Genomic DNA, 18,702 nt, shown 5'->3' on the forward strand with positions numbered 1-18,702 from the left:
ATGAAGTTCTGCAGCCACTGTATTGTTGATGGAGAGTTGCGGCCTATTATTGAAGGGTTGGGAATAATAGAAGACTTTTGCCCTGTTTGTGATAAAAGGAAAGCGTTTATTTACGATACCGAAGTACATTCAAGACTTACAGATAATTTTGAGCGTTTATTAGAAATCTATACACCTGAGTCCATGCTCCCTCCTAATTTTCCCGATGAAGAAAAAAAGTTGTTAGTTACTGAATTAACGGATCGTTGGCATATCTTCAATGATAAACTGTCCCAGACAGATGTGTACCGTATTATCCGTGCAGTATGTGCTGAGAAATATACAAGTATGCCTAACCTATTCGATGCTCCAATTGGTATAGCCGAACTCAACGATAAAGAATTCCTTAGAACTCACTCCTTGCTTCGTTCAAATTCATGGGATAGTTTCGTCAAATCTTTAAAAGAACAAAATAGGTTTCATTCTAATCATATAGAAGTAAAGATTCTTGAGCCGTACTGTTCCTATATTCGAAAAGTATACAAAAAAGGAACAGTATTTTTCAGAGGACGCATATCTTCGGAGGATGGTTTCTCGGCCAAGGATATGGGGGCACCTCCTTCAGATAAAGCAACGGCAGGACGCGCAAATTCAGCGGGCATTCGTTGCTTATATTTGGCAAGTGATCTTGATACAACTATTCATGAAATTCGGGCTGGTGTCTTTGACTACGTTTCGGTTGGACGCTTTGAATTAACAGAAGATATTGTCGTTGTTGATTTGAAGGCTATTGATCACATTAGTCCGTTTATCGAGCAATTAGACCCACTGGAACATGCAATCAACAAAGAGTATCTGAAGCGAATAAACAAGGAGATTGGTCGTGCTTTGAGAAGAAGCGACAGCGTATTGGATTACATACCCACACAATACATTGCCGATTTCATTAAAAGTATATTACATGAAGGGAAACCGGAGTACGCAGGCATTGAATATAATAGTACAATCAATCAGCGCGGCCAGAACCTAGCCATTTTCTACCCAGAGCTCTTTGATTGTACGGATGTTAAAGTATATCACATTACAGGGTTAGACTATAAATATAGTATGATTTGAAATAACCATCTTTATGGAAACCAAGATCAGCACATGGCTGGTCTTTTTTCTTTCCTAGCAAATCCTTGAATCAATTATCCGATTTCTCCCCCAATAACTCGCCAACAGGAATTCCCAGCGCTTTGGCAATGGCAACGACTTCGTAATCTTGAACAAGTCGATACTGCCCTTCTAAACGCGAAAGACTGGTCGGACTGATGTCGAGACCAACGGTCTGCAACTTTGCTAAAAAATCCTTTTGTTTGATTTTCTTCTCCTTGCGAATAGCAACAACCCTGGTGCCAATTATATTTTTATCACCTGGTGGTTCCTTTCGATGCTTCATTACATACACCTCACAATTTAACAAAATTGTATGTGACATTGTTATTGTTTTAGTGCGAATATCGCATTAAAATAGAAAAATAAAGCGATTTTCGCAATAAAAATTGTGAAGCAAGCTTTTCTCTCGAAAGAAATGAAGAGACCGCTCGATAAGGATGGGAGGAATATACGCTGATCGACTTACATAACAAGTTTGAGAAGGAAAGAAGAAAATTAAACGAGCTTGGCAGTAAATCCCTTGAGCAGGGGATCCCATTATTCAAGAATAAGGAGGTTCAGGCTCAAAGCCGAAAAGTGGACAAGCTGATTATTTTGCTGTACCAAAAGGTGGGGGAACACAAACAACAGTGTCACTAGAACATCTTGCAGAGGAGGAAAAAGGCAATGAAATTACCTGCATGGTTTCAAAATGCGATCCAGGAGAGGGTGGACGGCGTTATGGTTCAAATCGAACGTCAGCCCGAGCTGCGGAAGCTCCGCGCCGAGGAGCGGGAGGCTTTTGATACGTTGGTTCCCGGAGTAGACAAAACGAGCTTGCCGGGATTTATGGAATGGGAAGATAAACACCTATTCAGGCGGGCGGCTGAAAATGAACGCTTGTATTTACAAGGCGTGAAAGATGGAGCACAACTTGTCATTGCGCTGTTGGAGGATTCCGTTCCCGGCAAATAGCGAAAACCTGCACGCTATGCACGGCAGCCAGGATTTGACGTTCTACGATCGACATCTGATTGCTTGGATTTGTGGCACAATTATGCTATAATTGCGTTACAATTTACGAGGGGTGAGAGCCATGCCGGAGATCAGACCAATTGCGGAACTGCGGAATACCAGTAAAATCTCGGAGCTTTGCCACAGCCAGTCCGAGCCTGTTTTTATAACGAAGAATGGATATGGCGACTTGGTCATTATGAGTATGGAAACTTACGAAAAACAAATGTTTTTGGGCGATGTTTACCGTAAATTAGCTGAAGCCGAAAAGCAGGTGACGGACGGTCTTCCGCTGGTGGATGGAGAGCGGGTATTTCAACGCTTGAGAGAGAAGTATGGAAAGTAACCGGTATCTTGTGAAATTTACGCAAGCTGCTCAAGATGACATGGAGCAGATTTTTGAATATATCTCGAGGGAATTGTTAGCACCTCAGGCGGCACAAAATTTGATGAGTGATTTGGAACAGGGAATTATGGGCTTGGCGGATTTCCCATATGGAGGAAGCCCGGTACTGGATGATCTGCTTAAAAGCAAAGGCTACCGGAAACTAATCATTCATCGCTACTTGGTCTTTTATCTGATTAATGAAAATGAAAAACATGTAGTCATAATGCGAGTCCTATATGGACCAAGAAAATACGAGAATTTTTTATAGCAAGTTGGAAAATATAGGCCGGTTGCTCTTCTGAGCGACGGCTTTTTATGTGGGGAAAGCACTGGTCATGGCCATAATGCAGCAGTCCCCGGCCAAACCGCTTCAGCCCCATACGGGTATGGTTCTCCAGCGTCAGGCAAATAACCCTGCGATGCTCGTCGTCGTAGATGCCATGCTCGAGCAGTGGTTCCCCCGCCCGTGGCTTGATGTCCTGAAGGGTCGCAAGGAAGCTGCCCGGCGTTTCGTCGCTCGCCAGCGGCGCATCTGTTGGTCGTCGTTTTAGCTGTTGAAGCTCTCCCATTAGGCTGAGGTGATTCTGTCTTCCAAATTCAGCTTGCTGAGAAGATCGGCTCCGCGGCTTACGGGTCATGGTTCGCTGCATGTTGCACTGCCCTTACCGACCATCTGGAAAGTTGTGTATAATAGTAAAATGAAAAAGGTGGATAGAGGGAGCGGAGGGTATGACGAACAAAACTACTGCAGAGCAGGCATTAAATGAACTGACCTTATTGTTAATGTATTTGACGAGATTTAACGAAAAACACGACTTCCCTGAGGGCGATAATATCGCCTGGAAAGGTTACGATTTCGGAGTGCTGGACGAATTGGACAAACAGCAATTGATCCATCAAAGAAGCCATCGTGCGAAATCTGTACTTATCAGCGACGAGGGGATCGCCTTTTCCAAGCAGTTATTGCAAAAATATAACATTGCGGATTGGGAAGAGTAATTTTCCACGTTTGTTTACTCTAACGCTTGCCAGGATGCTTATTTGGACGAAAAAGGGAGAGTTTCATTTCTAACGCTGATCAGCGAGCTTATTGAGGCGAAACCGTCCCTTTTCTGAAGAGAAACCGGGAAATAAGCTTTCTCGTAAGCGTTACAGTTTGCACGTCCCCTTTTGAGCGCAAATAGCGTGGCTGACAAGCGTTAGATAATGCGCCCAAGTCTTTATGGGCGGAGCAGTGGTCACACGTATGGTTGGATGCGGCGAATAATAAATCGTGCCTGGATTAACCACGGATAATCACGAACGCAACCGACTCGTGTCCACCCGAATGATTTGCGCGCTGCCGGGGACCGTCTTGGTCATGTCCATTACGACATCAAGCTTCGTTGATCGGCTGCAGTATTCACCCACGCTTACCGCTAAATAAATACAGCGGGGTTCGTTGCGGGGACTTTGGCCCCCAATTCTGAGAAAAGGGACCTCATCCCTTTTTATATTCCGTGACCCCCAATTGGCCAAGGTGGAACCTCTTTGACAGCTAACATTGTAGCAGCCGCCGCACCGTATCTTCCAAGTGGTTGTCCAAGGTGATCGGATTGTAATTGGCCCATCGGTCTTTGACGACGTAGCTCTTGCCCTCGCGGACGGCGGGAAGGCTTCGCCAGATCGGATGGCGCAGGACTTCACGGGCTGTCCCGCCGCTTTTCGCCTGCTCGGGCAGGGCTAGGAAGACGCGGTCTCCGGCATATTTGGGGATGTCCTCGATACCAATTCGCTGCCATTTGGCGTTGGGGTTCCGATCCATGAGCGTGCGGATTCCGGGGGAGGGCTCGAAACCGATCCCTTGGTACAGCGTATGGCCAAAATGATGACCCGCGTACACAAACAATCCATCCATATGGACGATGAACGCGGCGGCGGTTTCGCCCTCGTGAACGGCGTTCTTTAAACGCCGCTTCGCTCGGTTCGCATTTTCTTTATAGCGATCGATCCAAGCGGCCGCTTCCCGAACCCTGCCCAGCAAACGTCCGATCTCCCGAAGCCGGGTATAGACATCGGCTTCCCAGTCGATCTCGACGGCCGTGGCCACACGGGACAATTGCCCGGCAAGCTCGGCAGACACATAGCTGGGATAGAGGATCAGATCCGGCTCCAGCTTCAAGAGCTGTTCGATGTCGAGCGGCTCGTCGACGGGGCTAACGTCCTGGCATGCCTCGGGGAGCGCGTGCAGCATGGAGCGATTCGTCCCGATCGGGCGAATGCCGAGGGCCAGCAGCTCACCCAAGTATTGGATCGAGAAAATTCGCGGCGATCGTCCGTAGCTTTGCGCGAACTGGGTCGGGGTCATTCCGGTCGTCTGCTTGAAGCGGCGGCTGAAATAGTATTCGTCGCGAAAGCCGACTCTGGCGGCGATATCGTTCACGCGGGCGGACGAAGTTGCCAGCAGCTTCTTGGCCTGCTCGATTCGCAGGGCGTTCAAATAACGCGCCGGGGTTTGTCCGGTCAGAGACTTGAAGACGCTCCCGTACTGCCATCGGCTCAAATGGACCTCCCGGGCAAGCTGTCCGATCTCGATCTCTTCCCGGTAGGCGCGGTGAAGGTAATCGATCGTCCGTTCAACCGCTTGCCGGGCGTTCTCTTTTCCTTGACACTCGGCCTGCAGCCGGCAGAGCACTTCGTAGAGCATCGTCTGAAACCGGATATGGCGGTGAAAAGCCTCCAATTCCTGGGCCCCGTCATCTTGCCGGATTCCCGGGGCGCGGGAGGCGGTTAGGAGCTCTTGCAACTGGTCCTCCAAGCGGGAGAAGGGCTCGTAGATAAGCGTACGGTTGCCGGCGAACAGTTCGCCTTCGTCTTGCCTTACGGAGAAAGAAACCAGGAAATGAGCAAGGGGCCGGGAAGCTTCGACTCGCAAGTGCAAGGCCTGCTCTCCATGGAGCAGGAAGCATTTGCCGCGTACGGCATGGTGGCGGGAGCCGTCGAACGACACTTCGCCGCTTCCGGCGGTAATGACGACCAGCGTATGCAACCCGAGCCAGCGGGAGGTTTCGCGATGATTCAAGGTGCAATGCTCGATCCCGTCCAAGAGGACGAGCGGGGGAGTGTGCGGCGAAAGTTCGAACTGAGACACAGGGGTCAGCCTCCATTGAGAATCATTATCATCTACTACCCATTATAGGAGATCCGGGAAAGAAAAAGAAGCCCCCATCGGAGTTAGGCGGGGTATCATAGGGACAAAAAGTGAATCGGGTATAAATCCCTGTGATGGGGCGGACAGTTTCGGCTGTCCGCCCTGCTTTTTTCTCACGCGGCGGGGCCGGTACTGGCCGATGGAGCGGCACTGGCGGCGGCAGGGGCCTCGTCCGTTAAGTATGCCTCCCCATCGCCCGACCCGGCCTCCCGCACTGTTTCTGGCTCCACAGGCGTGTCCATCAGGCCGATGTCCCGGTAGTAAATCCAGATGTCCTGCTCGGCGGTGCGGGAATATTTCTGAGACTTTTCTCCCACCACGATCTTCTCAATGAACAGCCGCAGAATTTCCGGCGTGAGCTCCGTAATATCGCTGTACCGCTTGGCCTTGTCAATAAACTGCGCCACGTTGGTCAGCGAGTTCCGAAGCTGTTCCAGCCGTTCCTCCAGCTTTGGGAGTTTTCCCCGTAGCTCCGCCTGTTCCGTGGTATACTCGGAGGAGAGCAGCCGGAAGTGTTCGTTGGGAATGCGTCCCAGTACATTGTCCTCATAGAGCCGCTTGAACAGGGCCGTGAGCTCGCCATCCCGCCGTTTGGCGGCGTCGATTTCCCGCTGGATGCGGGTAATTTCCTGCCGGGTTTCGGCGGTGTTCTTGCGGGTGATATGCTCGACAAACAGCATTTCCTTCTGCCGGGCATAATGGGTCACCCGTTTCAGATCATCCAGCACAATGGTTTTGAGCTGCGTTTCCCGGATGTAGTGGGCGCTGCATTCCTCTTTGCCGCGTTTCTTGTAAGTGGAGCACATAAAGTTGTTCTGTGTTTCCTTCATGGTATGCGCCCGATGGAGCACCAGCGTGCCGCCGCAGTCGGCGCAGAACACCAGACCGGAAAACAGGTTGGGGGTATCCATCTTTTTGGGCGGGCGCTTTTTGTGTTTGCGGATGTCCTGCACAATGTCCCATAATTCCTGCGATATGAGCGGTTCATGGGTGTTCTCAAACTTCAGCCATTCGGATTCGGGACGCTCAATTTGCTTTTTGTTTTTGTAGGATACGGTGGTATAGCGCATGCTGATGGTGTGTCCAAGGTAGGAAACATCGCTGAGAATATTGGCTATGGTTGTGTCTTTCCATGCGTAGGGTCTCGTGGTGTCAAGATTCACCAGAGCCACACCAGTCTGCTGGTAGTAGTAATTGGTGGGGGTCAAAATCTGCTCCGCTTTCAACTGCTTGGCAATCTGACTGGGGCCCCTACCCTCGGCACAAAGCCGGAAAATATGACGCACAACGTCCGCTGTTTGCTCATCGGGGACAATCTGCTTGGGGTTGTCCTCGCTTTTCCTGTAGCCATAGGGCGGCCTTGTGCCGAGCCTTTCCCCGCGCTCCGCCTGTGCCTTTTTCACCGCTCGGATTTTCCGGCTGGTGTCCTTGGCGTAGAAATCATTGAACAAATTTTTGAACGGAGCAAAATCGTTGTCGCCGTAGAGACTGTCCACACCGTCGTTGACCGCAATGAAGCGGATGCCCATGCTGGGAAAAATCAGCTCGGTATATTGCCCCACCTGCAGATAATCTCGTCCCAACCGGGACATATCCTTAACAATGATGGTCGCAACCTCGCCGTTTTCCGCCAGCCGCATGACCTCGTTCCACGCCGGACGGTTGAAATTGGTACCCGAATAGCCGTCATCGTACAGGAATTTGGTGTTGGGAAAGCCGTTGTCCTCCGCGTATTTTTCCAGCATCAGCCGCTGGTTCTGGATGCTGTTGGACTCGCCCTCGCGCTCGTCCTCCTGGCTGAGCCTGCCGTATAAAATCGTATATTGTTCCTGGTTTGCCATTTTTAAAAAATCCTCCTTTTCCTGCGGCAAACCGAATACGGTACCACATATCATACCGTACCGGCTGCCGCAAGTCTACTGATTTCAGGCGGAATGTGTGCTTTTTTCAAGCTCCGCGTCAATCAGGGCGAGGAGCTTGTCCGTGGGGGTATGCCCTGCTGCGGGAAACACCGAACGGATGCGGAAGCTTCTGCCGCCGATATCCATCCTGCGGTCGATATGGGTTTGCTCTGTGCCAAAGACAACCATCGCATCTTCAAAACAGGGGGCACATTTCCCGTTCACAACTTCGTCCCATGCCACCTCGGCGGTTTCATAAGCGCCGAGAACACCGGTTTCCAAATAGTGCCTTGCAAAGCTTTCTTTTCTGTCCATACAAATTCCTTTCTCCCCGTGGGGGGCTACATGGTAAAATTGATTTCCTGCTCCTGCTCGCTTTGGAGCTTGTGCCCCTGGGCTAGCTTTTTCAGTGCTTCTCGCTGGCGCTGCTTGCTGTCTGTCCAAGTTTGTAGCGGAATAGGCGGCGGAACATTCGCCGTGCTCTCCAAGTTTTTGCCGAGAAAAATCAAATTCTCAGAGAGGTGTCCGGCCTGCTCCAACTGCCCCAGCCAACCCTCTGGCGGCTCCGGAGTTAACGGGGTAAATCCATTCTGGGCACGGTAAACGAACAGTCTTTCAAGGTTCTCCTTGAGATAGGTTTCATCATGCAGGCTGCGGTCACGGCAGCTTTTGCCCTCTGGGGTGGTAAACAGGATGTATTTGTGGTGATCCCAGCGAACGGTATACCCTTCATATTCCATGTTCTGAATGAAGCTCTCCTTATCCGGTGAGTAGAGCAAGGCTTCTTCTATGGCTTTGATAAGTTGAAATTTCCAGCTCTCGCCTCGCTCGGCAGCGCGGTATTCGCCGGGGGTAAGCCTGTGCTTTTTCTTTCTGCCATCATAAGGTTCCAGCACGGAAAATCCGTGTGCCATACAAATCTGGTCGTTGACCTGCCGCATCTCCTGAATGGATGTGGGCGATAGATGCAGTTTCTTACCATCCCTGAAGTTGACGGAATTGACGATAATGTGGGAATGCAGATTGTCGGTATCGCAGTGAGTCGCTACCACACATTCGTAATCGGGGAACAGCCTTTCGGCCAGTTCCCGTGCTGCTTCATTGGCCTGCCAAGGAGTGATTTCTTCTTTGTCGGAAAAGGACTGGACGAAATGATAAAAGCAAACATCGCCGGTTTTCTTGAATTTCTCCTTGGTTGCCATCATTTCCAGATAGCTGGTGTAGGGAAGACAGTTGACGCCGCTTTCCACTCTGCCGCCCTCAAAGCCAACCTTATGCCCCTGCAGCACATACGCAAGAGCGCCCAGCATACGTCCGCAGGACTGCTTCTTGACTTTGATCCTTGTAAAGGTTGCCATTACACCGCCTCCAAAATCTTTTTCAATAAGGCACAGATATCCCCGTAGGCATCGGTAAGCTTTTCAATCTGGCTGGGATAGCTCCTGCCTTGATGGGAGAGAATGGTGAGTTGATTGAGATTTCTGCCTTGTGCCTTTAATTCAGATAGCACACCATCCAGACCGTCAATAACGGTGATTTCCTTATTTAAGGCACACGCAGTGAGATAATCAGTAACGGTCAAATTCGCTCGTTTCGCCTTGGTCTTTATCTTTTTCAGGTCAGCCGAACGAACCCTAAATGCATAGGTTTTATCCTTTTGTTTTTTCATGCAATGCTCCTTTCCATGACTCGGGGTGTGGGGCAATGCCCCGCCGAACAGCGGCCGGCGTATAGCCGTACGCTTTGCTTGCCCCTCCCAACGGGAGGGCTTCCGTATTGTGCATAATACGCACCTCCTATTCACTAAAGAATCTAAAGTGGATTAATTCAATTCTTTGTGATATTATTATCGTATAGACTAACTCTGAAGTACACAGGGAAGCGCAGATGATATGTTTTACGAGTAATCGATTCTTTGCGAAAGGAAGGCAAATATGGCGCAGTATCCACATATCCGGGTCTTTTACGGCAGCGACGGACTGGTCCATTTCATGACGTTTACCAACGCGGAGCATAACGGACAGTACGCGGAGAAACACATCGGGCAGGGACTCATTGATTTTGTCGAGCTGGATTTGAGCAAGTACCGGCTGTGGCTGGCGGCGGCAAAAAACATCCCGCTTACGATGGAGCACTATCAGGAAGTCCGGGACGCTGTTTTCGATGTCGCGGAAACGCTCAAGCATAAACACAGCTATGCGTTTTTCTTTCTTGTGGGGCTGCTCAACAACATTCTGAATACGCCCATCTATTACAAAGACGACATTGAAGCCGAGCAGCTCAAGCAGCTTGCCGTTTGTTTAGATGAGTTGGGGCGCGTCATCGAACTGCAGGAGATTTTCCGTGAAGCGGTCGATATGTGCCTGGACAAAGAAAACCGCCCGGACAAAATCATGTCTGAGCGGTTATGTGAGTTTATGACTGGGCATCCCGAGTTCGGGAGTGCCGCGGTGAAGATGCAGTATGCACTGCTGCCAAAAAAGAAAGGCAAGGTAGATATCGATACCTTGCGGGATATCCACGACTGGAAGCTGACTGAGCTGGACGACCTGCTGGAGATTATGCATCAGGATGTTAAAGGCGTGAGCTTGATGCCCTATTACCTGATTGAGTATCTGGACGAGATGCTGTTCTTTGAGTTTACCGAGATGCTGAAAAACGGTCAGTATGTGAAGCGGTGCAAGCTTTGCGGGCGGTATTTCGTGCTGACGGATAAGCGCAAGAGGGATTTCTGCGACCGGACCTACAAGGGCAAGCGAACCTGCAAACAGGTTGGAGCCAAGCTGTTTTTTGAAAAAGGGATTGAAGCCGATGCGTTTTTACAGCAATACCTCACCGAGTACAACAAGGTCTATTCCCGCTGGTACCGGGCGGCGGAAAAATATGCTGGAGAACACAGCGGTAGGGATTTGTCGGAAGAACAGTTTAAGGCTTGGTCTTCTGCCGCCAGCCAGGCCCGGCGGGAGTATGTGGAGGGCAAAATCTCCGGCGAGGAAATGCTGGCGAGGATCCGGTTGGATTAAAGTCAGAGAAAAACGGAAGTAAAATTTACCACAACCGTTGTCATCCGCTATAGCATACGCTATAATATAGGAAGTGGAGGTGGAATTCAATGACCATCGATGTAATCCTGAAATCCATACGAAAAGAACTGAATATATCCCAGGAACAGCTGGCTCGTGATTTGAACGTAAGTTATACAACGCTGAACCGCTGGGAGAATAACCGCTCCAAACCGAGCCGGTTGGCATATATGCGGGTTAAAGATTATTGCATCCAAAAAGATTTGTCAAAAGACATGATTGCAGAGCTGGATCGCTTGTAAAAATGGGAGGAATAAAAACAATGACTGACAATAGGAAAGAACAAGAGAGAGCAGAACTGCATCGTACCATATGGAATATTGCCAATGACCTGCGCGGAAGCGTAGATGGCTGGGACTTTAAGCAGTATGTCTTAGGGATGCTGTTCTATCGTTACATTTCAGAAAATTTGGCACATTACATCAATAAAGATGAAATTGAAGCAGGGAATGCTGATTTTGAATACGCAAAAATTTCTGACGAAGAGGCCGAGCAAGCTCGTGAGGATATGGTAAAAACCAAAGGCTTTTTTATCTTGCCAAGTGAGCTTTTTGAAAATGTGCGAAAAAAGGCCAATAAGGATGAAAACCTTAATGAAACGCTCGAAAAAGTATTCAAAAATATAGAAGCCTCTGCGCAGGGCACACCCAGCGAAAAGAACTTCAAAGGGCTTTTTGATGACATTGACGTAAACAGCAATAAGCTTGGGGGGACGGTTGCACAACGCAACGCAAGGCTTGTGAAGCTTATGAACGGCATTGCCGATATGAAACTTGGCAGTTATAAGGACAATACCATTGATGCATTCGGCGAGGCATATGAATATTTGATGGGAATGTATGCCTCTAATGCCGGAAAAAGCGGCGGCGAATATTTTACGCCTCAAGAAGTTTCGGAACTTCTGACTCGTCTGGCGTTGGGAGATAGAAAACAAGTAAACAAGGTCTACGACCCAGCTTGCGGTTCAGGATCGTTACTTTTAAAATCCACGCAGATTATTGGTAAAGATAATGTGCGTCTTGGATTTTTTGGTCAGGAAATTAATATTACTACATACAACCTATGCCGAATCAATATGTTTTTGCATGATATTGATTATGATAAATTTAGTATTGGTCATGGCGATACATTAGCAGATCCGCTTCATTGGGATGACGAACCGTTTGAGGTAATTGTTTCAAATCCACCCTATTCAATCAAATGGGCTGGCGACGAAAATCCTCTACTTATCAATGATCCTCGTTTTGCTCCTGCGGGAGTGCTGGCCCCAAAATCAAAAGCAGACCTTGCGTTTATCATGCATAGTCTTTCGTGGCTTGCCACTGATGGCACTGCGGCAATTGTTTGCTTTCCGGGCGTTCTGTACCGCGGCGGAGCAGAAAAAAAGATTCGTCAGTATTTGATTGATAACAACTTTATAGATTGCATTATTCAGTTACCAAGTAATCTGTTTTTCGGAACCAGCATAGCTACTTGCGTCATGGTATTAAAAAAGTCCAAAGCCGAAAACTCGACGCTCTTTATAGATGCTTCGGAGGAATACGTAAAGATTACAAACAATAACAAGCTTACACAGGAAAACATTGATAACATAGTTGAAGTTTTTAAAGCCCGCCAAGAGAAAGACCACTTTAGCTGCTTGGTACCGAATAGCCAAATTGCTGAGCAGGACTATAACCTTTCGGTTTCTACCTACGTTCAGAAGGAGGAGAAGCGGGAGGTTATCGATATAGCCACTCTGAATGCTGAAATCGAGCACATCGTAGCTCGTGAAAATGTGCTTCGACGTGAAATTGATGCCATTATCGCAGAGATTGAGGGTGCCCGGTAATGCGATTGTCTGAAGTGTTGTCCAAACCTCCGACACTTGAGTTCAAGCAGGTGGAAGGATTTCTTAAAGAAAAAAAGCTTGCAGCGGGCAAGCAGCAAAAAATACAAGTGGGCAGAATTGCATTAAATTACTTTTGTAAGAATTGTGCTGACGTTCGTACTTTTTGCTCAGCAGAAGAAATTTATTGCATTGGGGTAAATGAGCATCTTGTAAGCATTGATTGCGTTCTCACTTGTCATTGCGGTGCTTCCGTGCAAATTTGGTTTTTGGTGGACTGCGAAGGAGAGATAAGCGGACGCGCACCTGAAGTTCGTATATTAAAGCGTGCGGAAAAATTGTCGCCTGATGCTTTATTAAATACAGAACAGTACGGTGAGTTTTCAGAGCTTTTGGAAAAGGCGCAGCGAGCTCATCGTGAACGACTTGGCGCCGGTGCTGTAGTGTATCTGCGTAAAATTTTTGAAAAAATTACTCAGCAAACTGCAACAGCCGCAAGAATATCTTGTTCTTATGATAATGGTAAACGAAAACCATTTAGAAACCTGCTTGAAGAAGTAGATAGGCAATGCTCAATTATCCCACGTGAGTTTTCTGCGAATGGCTATAGGTTGTTTGGTGAGCTAAGTGAAATAATACATGGTGAATATAACGAGGAATTAGCATTGCAAAAGTATGATTCCTTATATAGGCTTATTGTCGGAATTCTTGATAATGTAAAGATTAACAAAGAACTGATGACGGCGATTGGTTCTTTAGGTTGGGATAATGATGGAGGTGAGCAGTGATGACGAAGCTCGAACAGCTCATAAAAGAGCTTTGCCCAGATGGGGTGAAATATAAGGCTCTTGGTGATGTTGTTGAAATTCTTGATAGCCAAAGAAAACCTGTAACAAAAAAAGATCGCCAATCAGGGATTTACCCATACTATGGGGCAAATGGTATACAGGATTACGTTAATGACTATATTTTTGATGGAACATTCTTACTAATGGGAGAAGACGGTAGCGTTATTAATAAGGACAATACTCCAGTTTTAACGTGGGCTACAGGTAAAATATGGGTAAACAATCATGCACATATAATGAGTGAAAAAAACGATATTGCTCTTCTGCGATATATTTATTTTTATTTGTCTACTTTGGATGTGAGCCAATACGTTAGAGGAACTCCACCAAAAATTAATCAACAGCAATTACGTTCCATTAGAGTCCCCCTCCCCCCCTTACCTGTACAGCGTGAAATAGTCCGCATTTTGGACAATTTCACAGAGCTTACAGCAGAGCTTAAAGCAGAGCTTAAAGCAGAGCTTAAAGCAAGAAAAAAGCAGTATGAATATTACCGGGATCGTATGTTGACTTTCGAGGATGATGTGTCGAGGGTGACGTTGGGGGAGGTGGCACGGATGTTACGAGGCGATTACGTAACAAAGAAACAAACGAACCCTGGTAATATTCCGGTTATCCTTGGTGGGCAGGAACCTGCATACTACTGCGATAAGAGCAACCATACAGGTGAGGCTATTGTTATATCGCGTAGCGGCGCATACGCAGGATTTGTGTCCTACTGGAATCAACCCATTTTTGTAACGGACGGATTTATCCTTGAGCCAACGGACAACATAACAATTAGATACCTTTTCCATTGGTTAAAAAACAAACAGAACGATTTATATAATCAGAAACGCGGTGGAGGTGTTCCACACGTCCGTGGCACTGAAATAATGGAAATGGTTATACCAGTCCCCTCCCTTGAAGAACAAGCTCGCATAGGCACCATCCTCGACAAGTTTGACGCGCTGACTACCGACATCACTATCGGCTTGCCCGCCGAAATTGAGGCAAGACGCAAGCAATATGAATATTACCGGGACAAGTTGCTCACGTTTAAGGAGGCAGGGGCATGAACCAATATAATATAGTTGCGGCGGACAACGAATCAACCGTTGTCGCGGAATATACCCCGATATCCCATCGTGAGGATTCTTATCAATCGGAGGCTCAGCTGGAGCGGGATTTTATCAAACAGCTTCAGGAACAGCAGTATGAGTATATCCAGATTGCCAGTGAGGACGAACTGATGGCAAACCTTCGCCGTCAGCTGGAAAAGCTGAACGATTATGCCTTCACCGATACAGAATGGGACTGGTTTTTCAAAAAATGCATTGCCGGTGCCAATGACGGCATTGTTGAGAAAACCCGCCGCATTCAGACCGACCATGTCCAAATTTTGAAGCGGGACGATGGAACCACCAAGAACATCTATCTGATTGATAAAAAGTGTATCCACAACAACCGTTTGCAGGTACTTAACCAGTACGAGGAGCCAAACGGAACGTATTCTGCACGTTATGACGTAACCATTCTTGTAAACGGACTGCCGTTGGTACACGTCGAGCTGAAAAGGCGCGGCGTAGCCATCCGGGAAGCTTTTAATCAAATCAAACGCTATCAGCGGGACAGCTTTTGGGCATCTTCCGGGTTGTTTGAATATGTGCAGATTTTTGTGATCAGCAATGGCACCCACACCAAATATTACAGCAACACCACTCGTAGCCAGCATATCAAGGAAGCGGATGAAAACGATCGGCAAAACCGAAAAAAGACAAGCAACAGTTTTGAGTTTACAAGCTTTTGGGCGGATGCAACCAATAAGATTATTGCTGACTTGAAGGACTTTACCAAAACCTTTTTTGCGAAGCATACAATCCTCAATATCCTTACCCGCTATTGCGTCTTTACGTCAGAAGATTTGCTGCTTGTCATGCGGCCTTATCAAATTGCCGCAACCGAAAGGATTTTAAATCGCATTGCGATTGCAACGAACTACAAAAAATACGGCACAATCGAAGGCGGCGGATATATTTGGCACACCACAGGCAGTGGCAAAACCTTGACAAGCTTTAAAACGGCGCAGCTTGCCAGCAGCTTATCCTATATTGATAAGGTGCTGTTCGTGGTTGACCGCAAGGATTTGGACTACCAGACCATGAAGGAATACGACCGCTTTGAAAAGGGGGCCGCAAACAGCAATACTTCCACCAGAATCCTCCAAAAGCAGTTGGAAAGCAGCGACGCCCGCATTATTATTACAACGATACAAAAGCTGGATAAGTTTATTACAAACAACAAAACCCACGATGCTTACAAAAAGCATATTGTGATTATTTTTGACGAATGCCATCGTTCGCAGTTCGGCGATATGCATCGCCGTATTACGAAGGCGTTCCAAAAATATCATTTGTTTGGATTTACCGGAACCCCCATTTTTGCAGTAAATGCAGGCTCCGGCGGTGATCCTACGCTCAAAACAACTCCGCAGACCTTTGGAGATAAGCTCCATACCTATACCATTGTGGATGCTATCAACGATGGAAATGTCTTGCCTTTCCGCATTGACTACATCAACACGATCAAAATGGCGTCAGATATCAAGGATGAGCAGGTTCGTGCGATTGATGTGGAAAAAGCTTTAGCTGCGCCCGAACGTGTAAGAGAGATTGTCAAATATATTCTTGAACATTTTGATCAGAAAACAAAACGCAACGAAAACCGCTCATATTATGAGTATAGGGTGATTCAAAATGTCAAGGAAATGGCAAAGTCCAAAAACAACACTGTAAGCGAAGAAAAGATCACAAAGCAAGTCAATGGATTTAACTCGATTTTCGCTGTTGCTTCAATTCCGATGGCGATGAAGTACTACAATGAGTTTAAAAAGCAAATGGAGGAAACAGGGAAACACCTGACTATTGCCACTATTTTTAGCTATACGCCAAATGAAGAAGATCCCGACGAGGATTTTGACAATGACAAGCTTGATAAAACCAGCCGGGATTTTCTCGAATCGGCAATTGCTGATTATAATGAGGCCTTCAACGTCAATTATGATACCTCTGCCGACAAGTTTCAAAACTACTATAAAGACGTATCCCTGCGGATGAAAAATCGTGAAATTGATTTACTTATCGTTGTCAATATGTTCCTTACAGGTTTTGACGCAACGACGCTGAACACTCTATGGGTGGATAAAAATTTGCGCCAGCACGGGTTGATTCAGGCGTTCAGCCGTACAAATCGTATACTCAACAGCGTTAAAACCTTTGGGAATATTGTCTGTTTTCGTGATTTGAAACAAGCCACCGATGATGCTATTGCTCTTTTTGGAGACAAAGAAGCCGGCGGTGTTGTCTTATTGAAAACCTATGCGGACTATTACAACGGATACGAGGAAAACGGCAAACATAAACCGGGATATGTGGAACTTATACAAACGCTATTGTCCGCTTATCCCTTAGGTACTGCCATTCTCGGAGAGGACGAACAGAAGGATTTCATTCATCTTTTCGGAGCCATTCTGCGGATTAAAAACCTACTGACTTCCTTTGACGATTTTGCCGGAAATGAAATTTTATCCATCCGGGATTTCCAAGATTACCAAAGCGTTTATTTAGACTTGTATCAGAGCCTTGGCAAGCGAACAGATTCAGAAAAAGAAAATATCAATGACGATATTGTCTTTGAAATTGAACTGGTAAAACAGATTGAGGTCAATATCGATTACATTCTCATGCTGGTTGCAAAATATCATGAATCCAATTGCACTGACAAAAGTTTACTTATTGACATACGGAAGGCGGTTGATTCCAGCATTGAGCTTCGGAGCAAGAAGGAACTTATCGAAGAATTTATTTCTCGAATTAACATTCAAAGCAATGTAGATCAAGATTGGGTGTCTTTTGTTCTTGCGCAAAAGGAAGCAGACTTGACGGCACTTATTGAAGAGGAAAAACTAAAACCTGAAGAAACGTACCAGTTTATCGAGAACGCATTCCATGATGGCATGCTTAAAACTACAGGCACGGATATAGATAAAATTTTGCCTCCTGTTTCCCGGTTTGCCAGAAAAAACAACCGTACAGAAAAAAAGCAAAGTATTATTGAAAAATTATTAGCATTCTTTGAAAAATATCGTGGATTGTAATTGGTTTGCACATTTCAAAAGCGCCCTATTTCTTTTATTGTATAGAAATAGGGCGCTTTTTCCGTATTCAGTTTGCCTTATGGGGTGGGGTCACAATTTATCCTTATGACTTCCCGCCATTAATCCGCAGGGACTTCGGCTTGCGAGATGCTGAATTGCAATTTTAAGGAGCGAGCAGCGCAACCATCTCGTCGAGTAACCAATCGAGCGTCAGAGGATCGTTCATCGCCCAGCGGCTTTCGACGACGTAGGCTTTGCCGTTCTTGACGGCGGGAAGGTTCTTCCAGACCGGGCCTTGAATGAGCTCCTCAGTCGCCTTCTTGGCTTCTTCGGTATTGCTCTGGATGACCAGAACAACGCGGTCGCCGGCGTAATCCGGCAACGTCTCCAGAGAGATGGACGCCCAGAGCTCGTTCGGCTTGTCCTTGAACAGTTCGGCTACCTTCGGCGGAACTGCAAAGCCAAACGCGTCGTACAGCGTTGGTCCAAGCCGCTGTTTGTTGTACACGTAGAACTTTTTGTCGGAGTGAAGAATGAAGGCTGCGGCCGTTTCTCCTTCTCGAATAGAAGGCTGTACGAGTCGGCGCTTCTCCTCGGCTTTCGCCTCATAGCCGGCAATCCAATTCTCCGCTTTCTCGGGCTGCCCGATCAAATCGGCAAGTACGCCCAAGCGGGTGAAGACATCGTCGCCGTAAGCGACCGCGACGGTTGGAGCGATCTTGGATAGCGCCTCGATATCCGTGGACTGCAGGAAATCCGGAACAATAATCAAGTCGGGATTGAGGCTGAGCGTTTTTTCCAAATTAGGCCCAAGCCCGTCGCCTCCGATGTCTTCCACGCCCTGTAGCTGTTCATCCGTTAACGTCAGCTTTGCGTTGATGAAATTCGTCCCGACGACCGTGGTGTCCAGCGCCTTCATTTCGGCCGCATAATAATGAGCGATGATTCGCTTCGGAGCGCTCGGGATTTCGACGGACCTGCCGAGCGTGTCTTGGTAGGTGCGAACCGTCGGCGCGCCAGCCGCCGGAGATGCCGACTCCGTCTCGGTTGACGACGAAGTCTCGGATGCAGCCTGGGAGGCGGATGACGGCTGGGATGTGCCGCTGTTGCCAGCACCACAGGCGGACAGCAGAGCTGCCGACAATAGTATGATCAGGGAAAGGATGATCGGCCTTTTCAAAAACATAGCAGGCATGAGG

The 18,702-nt window shown here is 47.5% G+C and carries 20 protein-coding genes; 12 read left to right on the top strand and 8 right to left on the bottom strand.

Annotation, left to right across the window (positions count from 1 at the left end):
* The gene (locus ACZF99_RS04650) at positions 1 to 1,095 is read left to right on the top strand and encodes an RES family NAD+ phosphorylase (protein WP_483609459.1); all 1,095 of its coding nucleotides are present in this window, start codon (positions 1 to 3) and stop codon (positions 1,093 to 1,095) included.
* Between the two features lie 70 nt (positions 1,096 to 1,165).
* Here the strand turns inward: ACZF99_RS04650 and ACZF99_RS04655 are convergent, their stop codons facing one another.
* Complete coding sequence (locus ACZF99_RS04655) at positions 1,166 to 1,420, bottom strand: helix-turn-helix domain-containing protein (protein ID WP_483609461.1); 255 nt, start codon at positions 1,418 to 1,420, stop codon at positions 1,166 to 1,168.
* Positions 1,421 to 1,803: 383 nt separating this feature from the next.
* Between ACZF99_RS04655 and ACZF99_RS04660 the strand changes: the two genes are divergently transcribed.
* The 3 genes from ACZF99_RS04660 to ACZF99_RS04670 all read left to right on the top strand — a co-directional run bounded on the left by ACZF99_RS04660 (position 1,804) and on the right by ACZF99_RS04670 (position 2,786).
* Entirely contained in the window at positions 1,804 to 2,091 is a 288-nt protein-coding gene (locus ACZF99_RS04660) for a hypothetical protein (protein ID WP_483609463.1), read from the top strand.
* 121 nt (positions 2,092 to 2,212) lie between these two features.
* Entirely contained in the window at positions 2,213 to 2,476 is a 264-nt protein-coding gene (locus ACZF99_RS04665) for a type II toxin-antitoxin system Phd/YefM family antitoxin (protein WP_483609465.1), read from the top strand.
* Between the two features lie 10 nt (positions 2,477 to 2,486).
* Positions 2,487 to 2,786 (top strand): type II toxin-antitoxin system RelE/ParE family toxin, encoded by a 300-nt coding sequence (locus ACZF99_RS04670; RefSeq protein ID WP_483609467.1) that lies wholly within the window; start codon positions 2,487 to 2,489, stop codon positions 2,784 to 2,786.
* Here the strand turns inward: ACZF99_RS04670 and ACZF99_RS04675 are convergent.
* Positions 2,737 to 3,087, bottom strand: a complete 351-nt coding sequence (locus tag ACZF99_RS04675; RefSeq protein ID WP_483609469.1) for a hypothetical protein — start codon at positions 3,085 to 3,087, stop codon at positions 2,737 to 2,739. The genes ACZF99_RS04670 and ACZF99_RS04675 overlap by 50 nt on opposite strands.
* Positions 3,088 to 3,247: 160 nt before the next feature.
* On the opposite strand from ACZF99_RS04675, the gene ACZF99_RS04680 reads away from it, so the two are divergent.
* Together ACZF99_RS04680 and ACZF99_RS04685 are read left to right on the top strand one after the other, a co-directional pair.
* Positions 3,248 to 3,517 (top strand): DUF6429 family protein, encoded by a 270-nt coding sequence (locus ACZF99_RS04680; protein ID WP_483609471.1) that lies wholly within the window; start codon positions 3,248 to 3,250, stop codon positions 3,515 to 3,517.
* Positions 3,518 to 3,791: 274 nt separating this feature from the next.
* Entirely contained in the window at positions 3,792 to 3,944 is a 153-nt protein-coding gene (locus ACZF99_RS04685) for a hypothetical protein (protein WP_483609473.1), read from the top strand.
* 111 nt (positions 3,945 to 4,055) lie between these two features.
* Here ACZF99_RS04685 and ACZF99_RS04690 read toward each other — a convergent pair whose 3' ends face one another.
* From ACZF99_RS04690 to ACZF99_RS04710, 5 genes are all read right to left on the bottom strand, one after another.
* A complete protein-coding gene (locus tag ACZF99_RS04690) occupies positions 4,056 to 5,648 on the bottom strand; it encodes a helix-turn-helix domain-containing protein (protein ID WP_483609475.1) in 1,593 nt (530 codons plus the stop codon).
* A 173-nt stretch (positions 5,649 to 5,821) separates the two neighbouring features.
* Positions 5,822 to 7,549 (bottom strand): recombinase family protein, encoded by a 1,728-nt coding sequence (locus ACZF99_RS04695; RefSeq protein ID WP_081759593.1) that lies wholly within the window; start codon positions 7,547 to 7,549, stop codon positions 5,822 to 5,824.
* A gap of 84 nt (positions 7,550 to 7,633) precedes the next feature.
* Complete coding sequence (locus ACZF99_RS04700) at positions 7,634 to 7,924, bottom strand: hypothetical protein (protein ID WP_042431379.1); 291 nt, start codon at positions 7,922 to 7,924, stop codon at positions 7,634 to 7,636.
* A 26-nt stretch (positions 7,925 to 7,950) separates the two neighbouring features.
* Positions 7,951 to 8,967 carry a relaxase/mobilization nuclease domain-containing protein gene (locus ACZF99_RS04705; protein WP_052335550.1) on the bottom strand — a complete coding sequence of 339 codons (1,017 nt, stop codon included), beginning with the start codon at positions 8,965 to 8,967 and terminating at the stop codon, positions 7,951 to 7,953.
* A complete protein-coding gene (locus ACZF99_RS04710; protein ID WP_042431378.1) occupies positions 8,967 to 9,278 on the bottom strand; it encodes a plasmid mobilization protein in 312 nt (103 codons plus the stop codon). Before ACZF99_RS04710 ends, ACZF99_RS04705 begins: the two co-directional genes overlap by 1 nt.
* 265 nt (positions 9,279 to 9,543) lie before the next feature.
* Here ACZF99_RS04710 and ACZF99_RS04715 point away from each other — a divergent pair, with 265 nt between their 5' ends.
* The 6 genes from ACZF99_RS04715 to ACZF99_RS04740 all read left to right on the top strand — a co-directional run bounded on the left by ACZF99_RS04715 (position 9,544) and on the right by ACZF99_RS04740 (position 17,503).
* Positions 9,544 to 10,632 carry a DUF6076 domain-containing protein gene (locus ACZF99_RS04715; RefSeq protein ID WP_042431377.1) on the top strand — a complete coding sequence of 363 codons (1,089 nt, stop codon included), beginning with the start codon at positions 9,544 to 9,546 and terminating at the stop codon, positions 10,630 to 10,632.
* 89 nt (positions 10,633 to 10,721) lie between these two features.
* Positions 10,722 to 10,934, top strand: coding sequence for a helix-turn-helix domain-containing protein (locus tag ACZF99_RS04720; RefSeq protein ID WP_042431375.1), 213 nt, complete (start codon positions 10,722 to 10,724; stop codon positions 10,932 to 10,934).
* A gap of 20 nt (positions 10,935 to 10,954) precedes the next feature.
* Complete coding sequence (locus ACZF99_RS04725; RefSeq protein WP_042431373.1) at positions 10,955 to 12,523, top strand: type I restriction-modification system subunit M; 1,569 nt, start codon at positions 10,955 to 10,957, stop codon at positions 12,521 to 12,523.
* A 5-nt stretch (positions 12,524 to 12,528) separates the two neighbouring features.
* Positions 12,529 to 13,308 (top strand): hypothetical protein, encoded by a 780-nt coding sequence (locus ACZF99_RS04730; RefSeq protein ID WP_483609479.1) that lies wholly within the window; start codon positions 12,529 to 12,531, stop codon positions 13,306 to 13,308.
* Positions 13,308 to 14,426 (top strand): restriction endonuclease subunit S, encoded by a 1,119-nt coding sequence (locus ACZF99_RS04735; protein WP_042431369.1) that lies wholly within the window; start codon positions 13,308 to 13,310, stop codon positions 14,424 to 14,426. Before ACZF99_RS04730 ends, ACZF99_RS04735 begins: the two co-directional genes overlap by 1 nt.
* Positions 14,423 to 17,503, top strand: coding sequence for a type I restriction endonuclease subunit R (locus ACZF99_RS04740; RefSeq protein WP_042431367.1), 3,081 nt, complete (start codon positions 14,423 to 14,425; stop codon positions 17,501 to 17,503). The genes ACZF99_RS04735 and ACZF99_RS04740 overlap by 4 nt, the downstream gene beginning before the upstream one ends.
* A gap of 163 nt (positions 17,504 to 17,666) precedes the next feature.
* On the opposite strand, the gene ACZF99_RS04745 is transcribed toward ACZF99_RS04740, so the two are convergent.
* A complete protein-coding gene (locus ACZF99_RS04745; RefSeq protein WP_483609481.1) occupies positions 17,667 to 18,698 on the bottom strand; it encodes an ABC transporter substrate-binding protein in 1,032 nt (343 codons plus the stop codon).
* Positions 18,699 to 18,702: the final 4 nt, after the last annotated feature.

The sequence above is a fragment of the Paenibacillus sp. JL3B1040 genome (genome assembly GCF_057063165.1).

What these genes read in the sequence shown, in the direction of transcription:
- ACZF99_RS04660 (WP_483609463.1), top strand. Translation starts at nt 1,804, where the DNA reads ATGAAATTACCTGCATGGTTTCAAAATGCGATCCAGGAGAGGGTGGAC.
- ACZF99_RS04715 (WP_042431377.1), top strand. Translation starts at nt 9,544, where the DNA reads ATGGCGCAGTATCCACATATCCGGGTCTTTTACGGCAGCGACGGACTG.
- ACZF99_RS04705 (WP_052335550.1), bottom strand. Translation starts at nt 8,967, where the DNA reads ATGGCAACCTTTACAAGGATCAAAGTCAAGAAGCAGTCCTGCGGACGT.
- ACZF99_RS04735 (WP_042431369.1), top strand. Translation starts at nt 13,308, where the DNA reads ATGACGAAGCTCGAACAGCTCATAAAAGAGCTTTGCCCAGATGGGGTG.
- ACZF99_RS04740 (WP_042431367.1), top strand. Translation starts at nt 14,423, where the DNA reads ATGAACCAATATAATATAGTTGCGGCGGACAACGAATCAACCGTTGTC.
- ACZF99_RS04680 (WP_483609471.1), top strand. Translation starts at nt 3,248, where the DNA reads ATGACGAACAAAACTACTGCAGAGCAGGCATTAAATGAACTGACCTTA.
- ACZF99_RS04675 (WP_483609469.1), bottom strand. Translation starts at nt 3,087, where the DNA reads ATGGGAGAGCTTCAACAGCTAAAACGACGACCAACAGATGCGCCGCTG.
- ACZF99_RS04665 (WP_483609465.1), top strand. Translation starts at nt 2,213, where the DNA reads ATGCCGGAGATCAGACCAATTGCGGAACTGCGGAATACCAGTAAAATC.
- ACZF99_RS04725 (WP_042431373.1), top strand. Translation starts at nt 10,955, where the DNA reads ATGACTGACAATAGGAAAGAACAAGAGAGAGCAGAACTGCATCGTACC.
- ACZF99_RS04720 (WP_042431375.1), top strand. Translation starts at nt 10,722, where the DNA reads ATGACCATCGATGTAATCCTGAAATCCATACGAAAAGAACTGAATATA.
- ACZF99_RS04650 (WP_483609459.1), top strand. Translation starts at nt 1, where the DNA reads ATGAAGTTCTGCAGCCACTGTATTGTTGATGGAGAGTTGCGGCCTATT.
- ACZF99_RS04745 (WP_483609481.1), bottom strand. Translation starts at nt 18,698, where the DNA reads ATGCCTGCTATGTTTTTGAAAAGGCCGATCATCCTTTCCCTGATCATA.
- ACZF99_RS04655 (WP_483609461.1), bottom strand. Translation starts at nt 1,420, where the DNA reads ATGAAGCATCGAAAGGAACCACCAGGTGATAAAAATATAATTGGCACC.
- ACZF99_RS04700 (WP_042431379.1), bottom strand. Translation starts at nt 7,924, where the DNA reads ATGGACAGAAAAGAAAGCTTTGCAAGGCACTATTTGGAAACCGGTGTT.
- ACZF99_RS04695 (WP_081759593.1), bottom strand. Translation starts at nt 7,549, where the DNA reads ATGGCAAACCAGGAACAATATACGATTTTATACGGCAGGCTCAGCCAG.
- ACZF99_RS04710 (WP_042431378.1), bottom strand. Translation starts at nt 9,278, where the DNA reads ATGAAAAAACAAAAGGATAAAACCTATGCATTTAGGGTTCGTTCGGCT.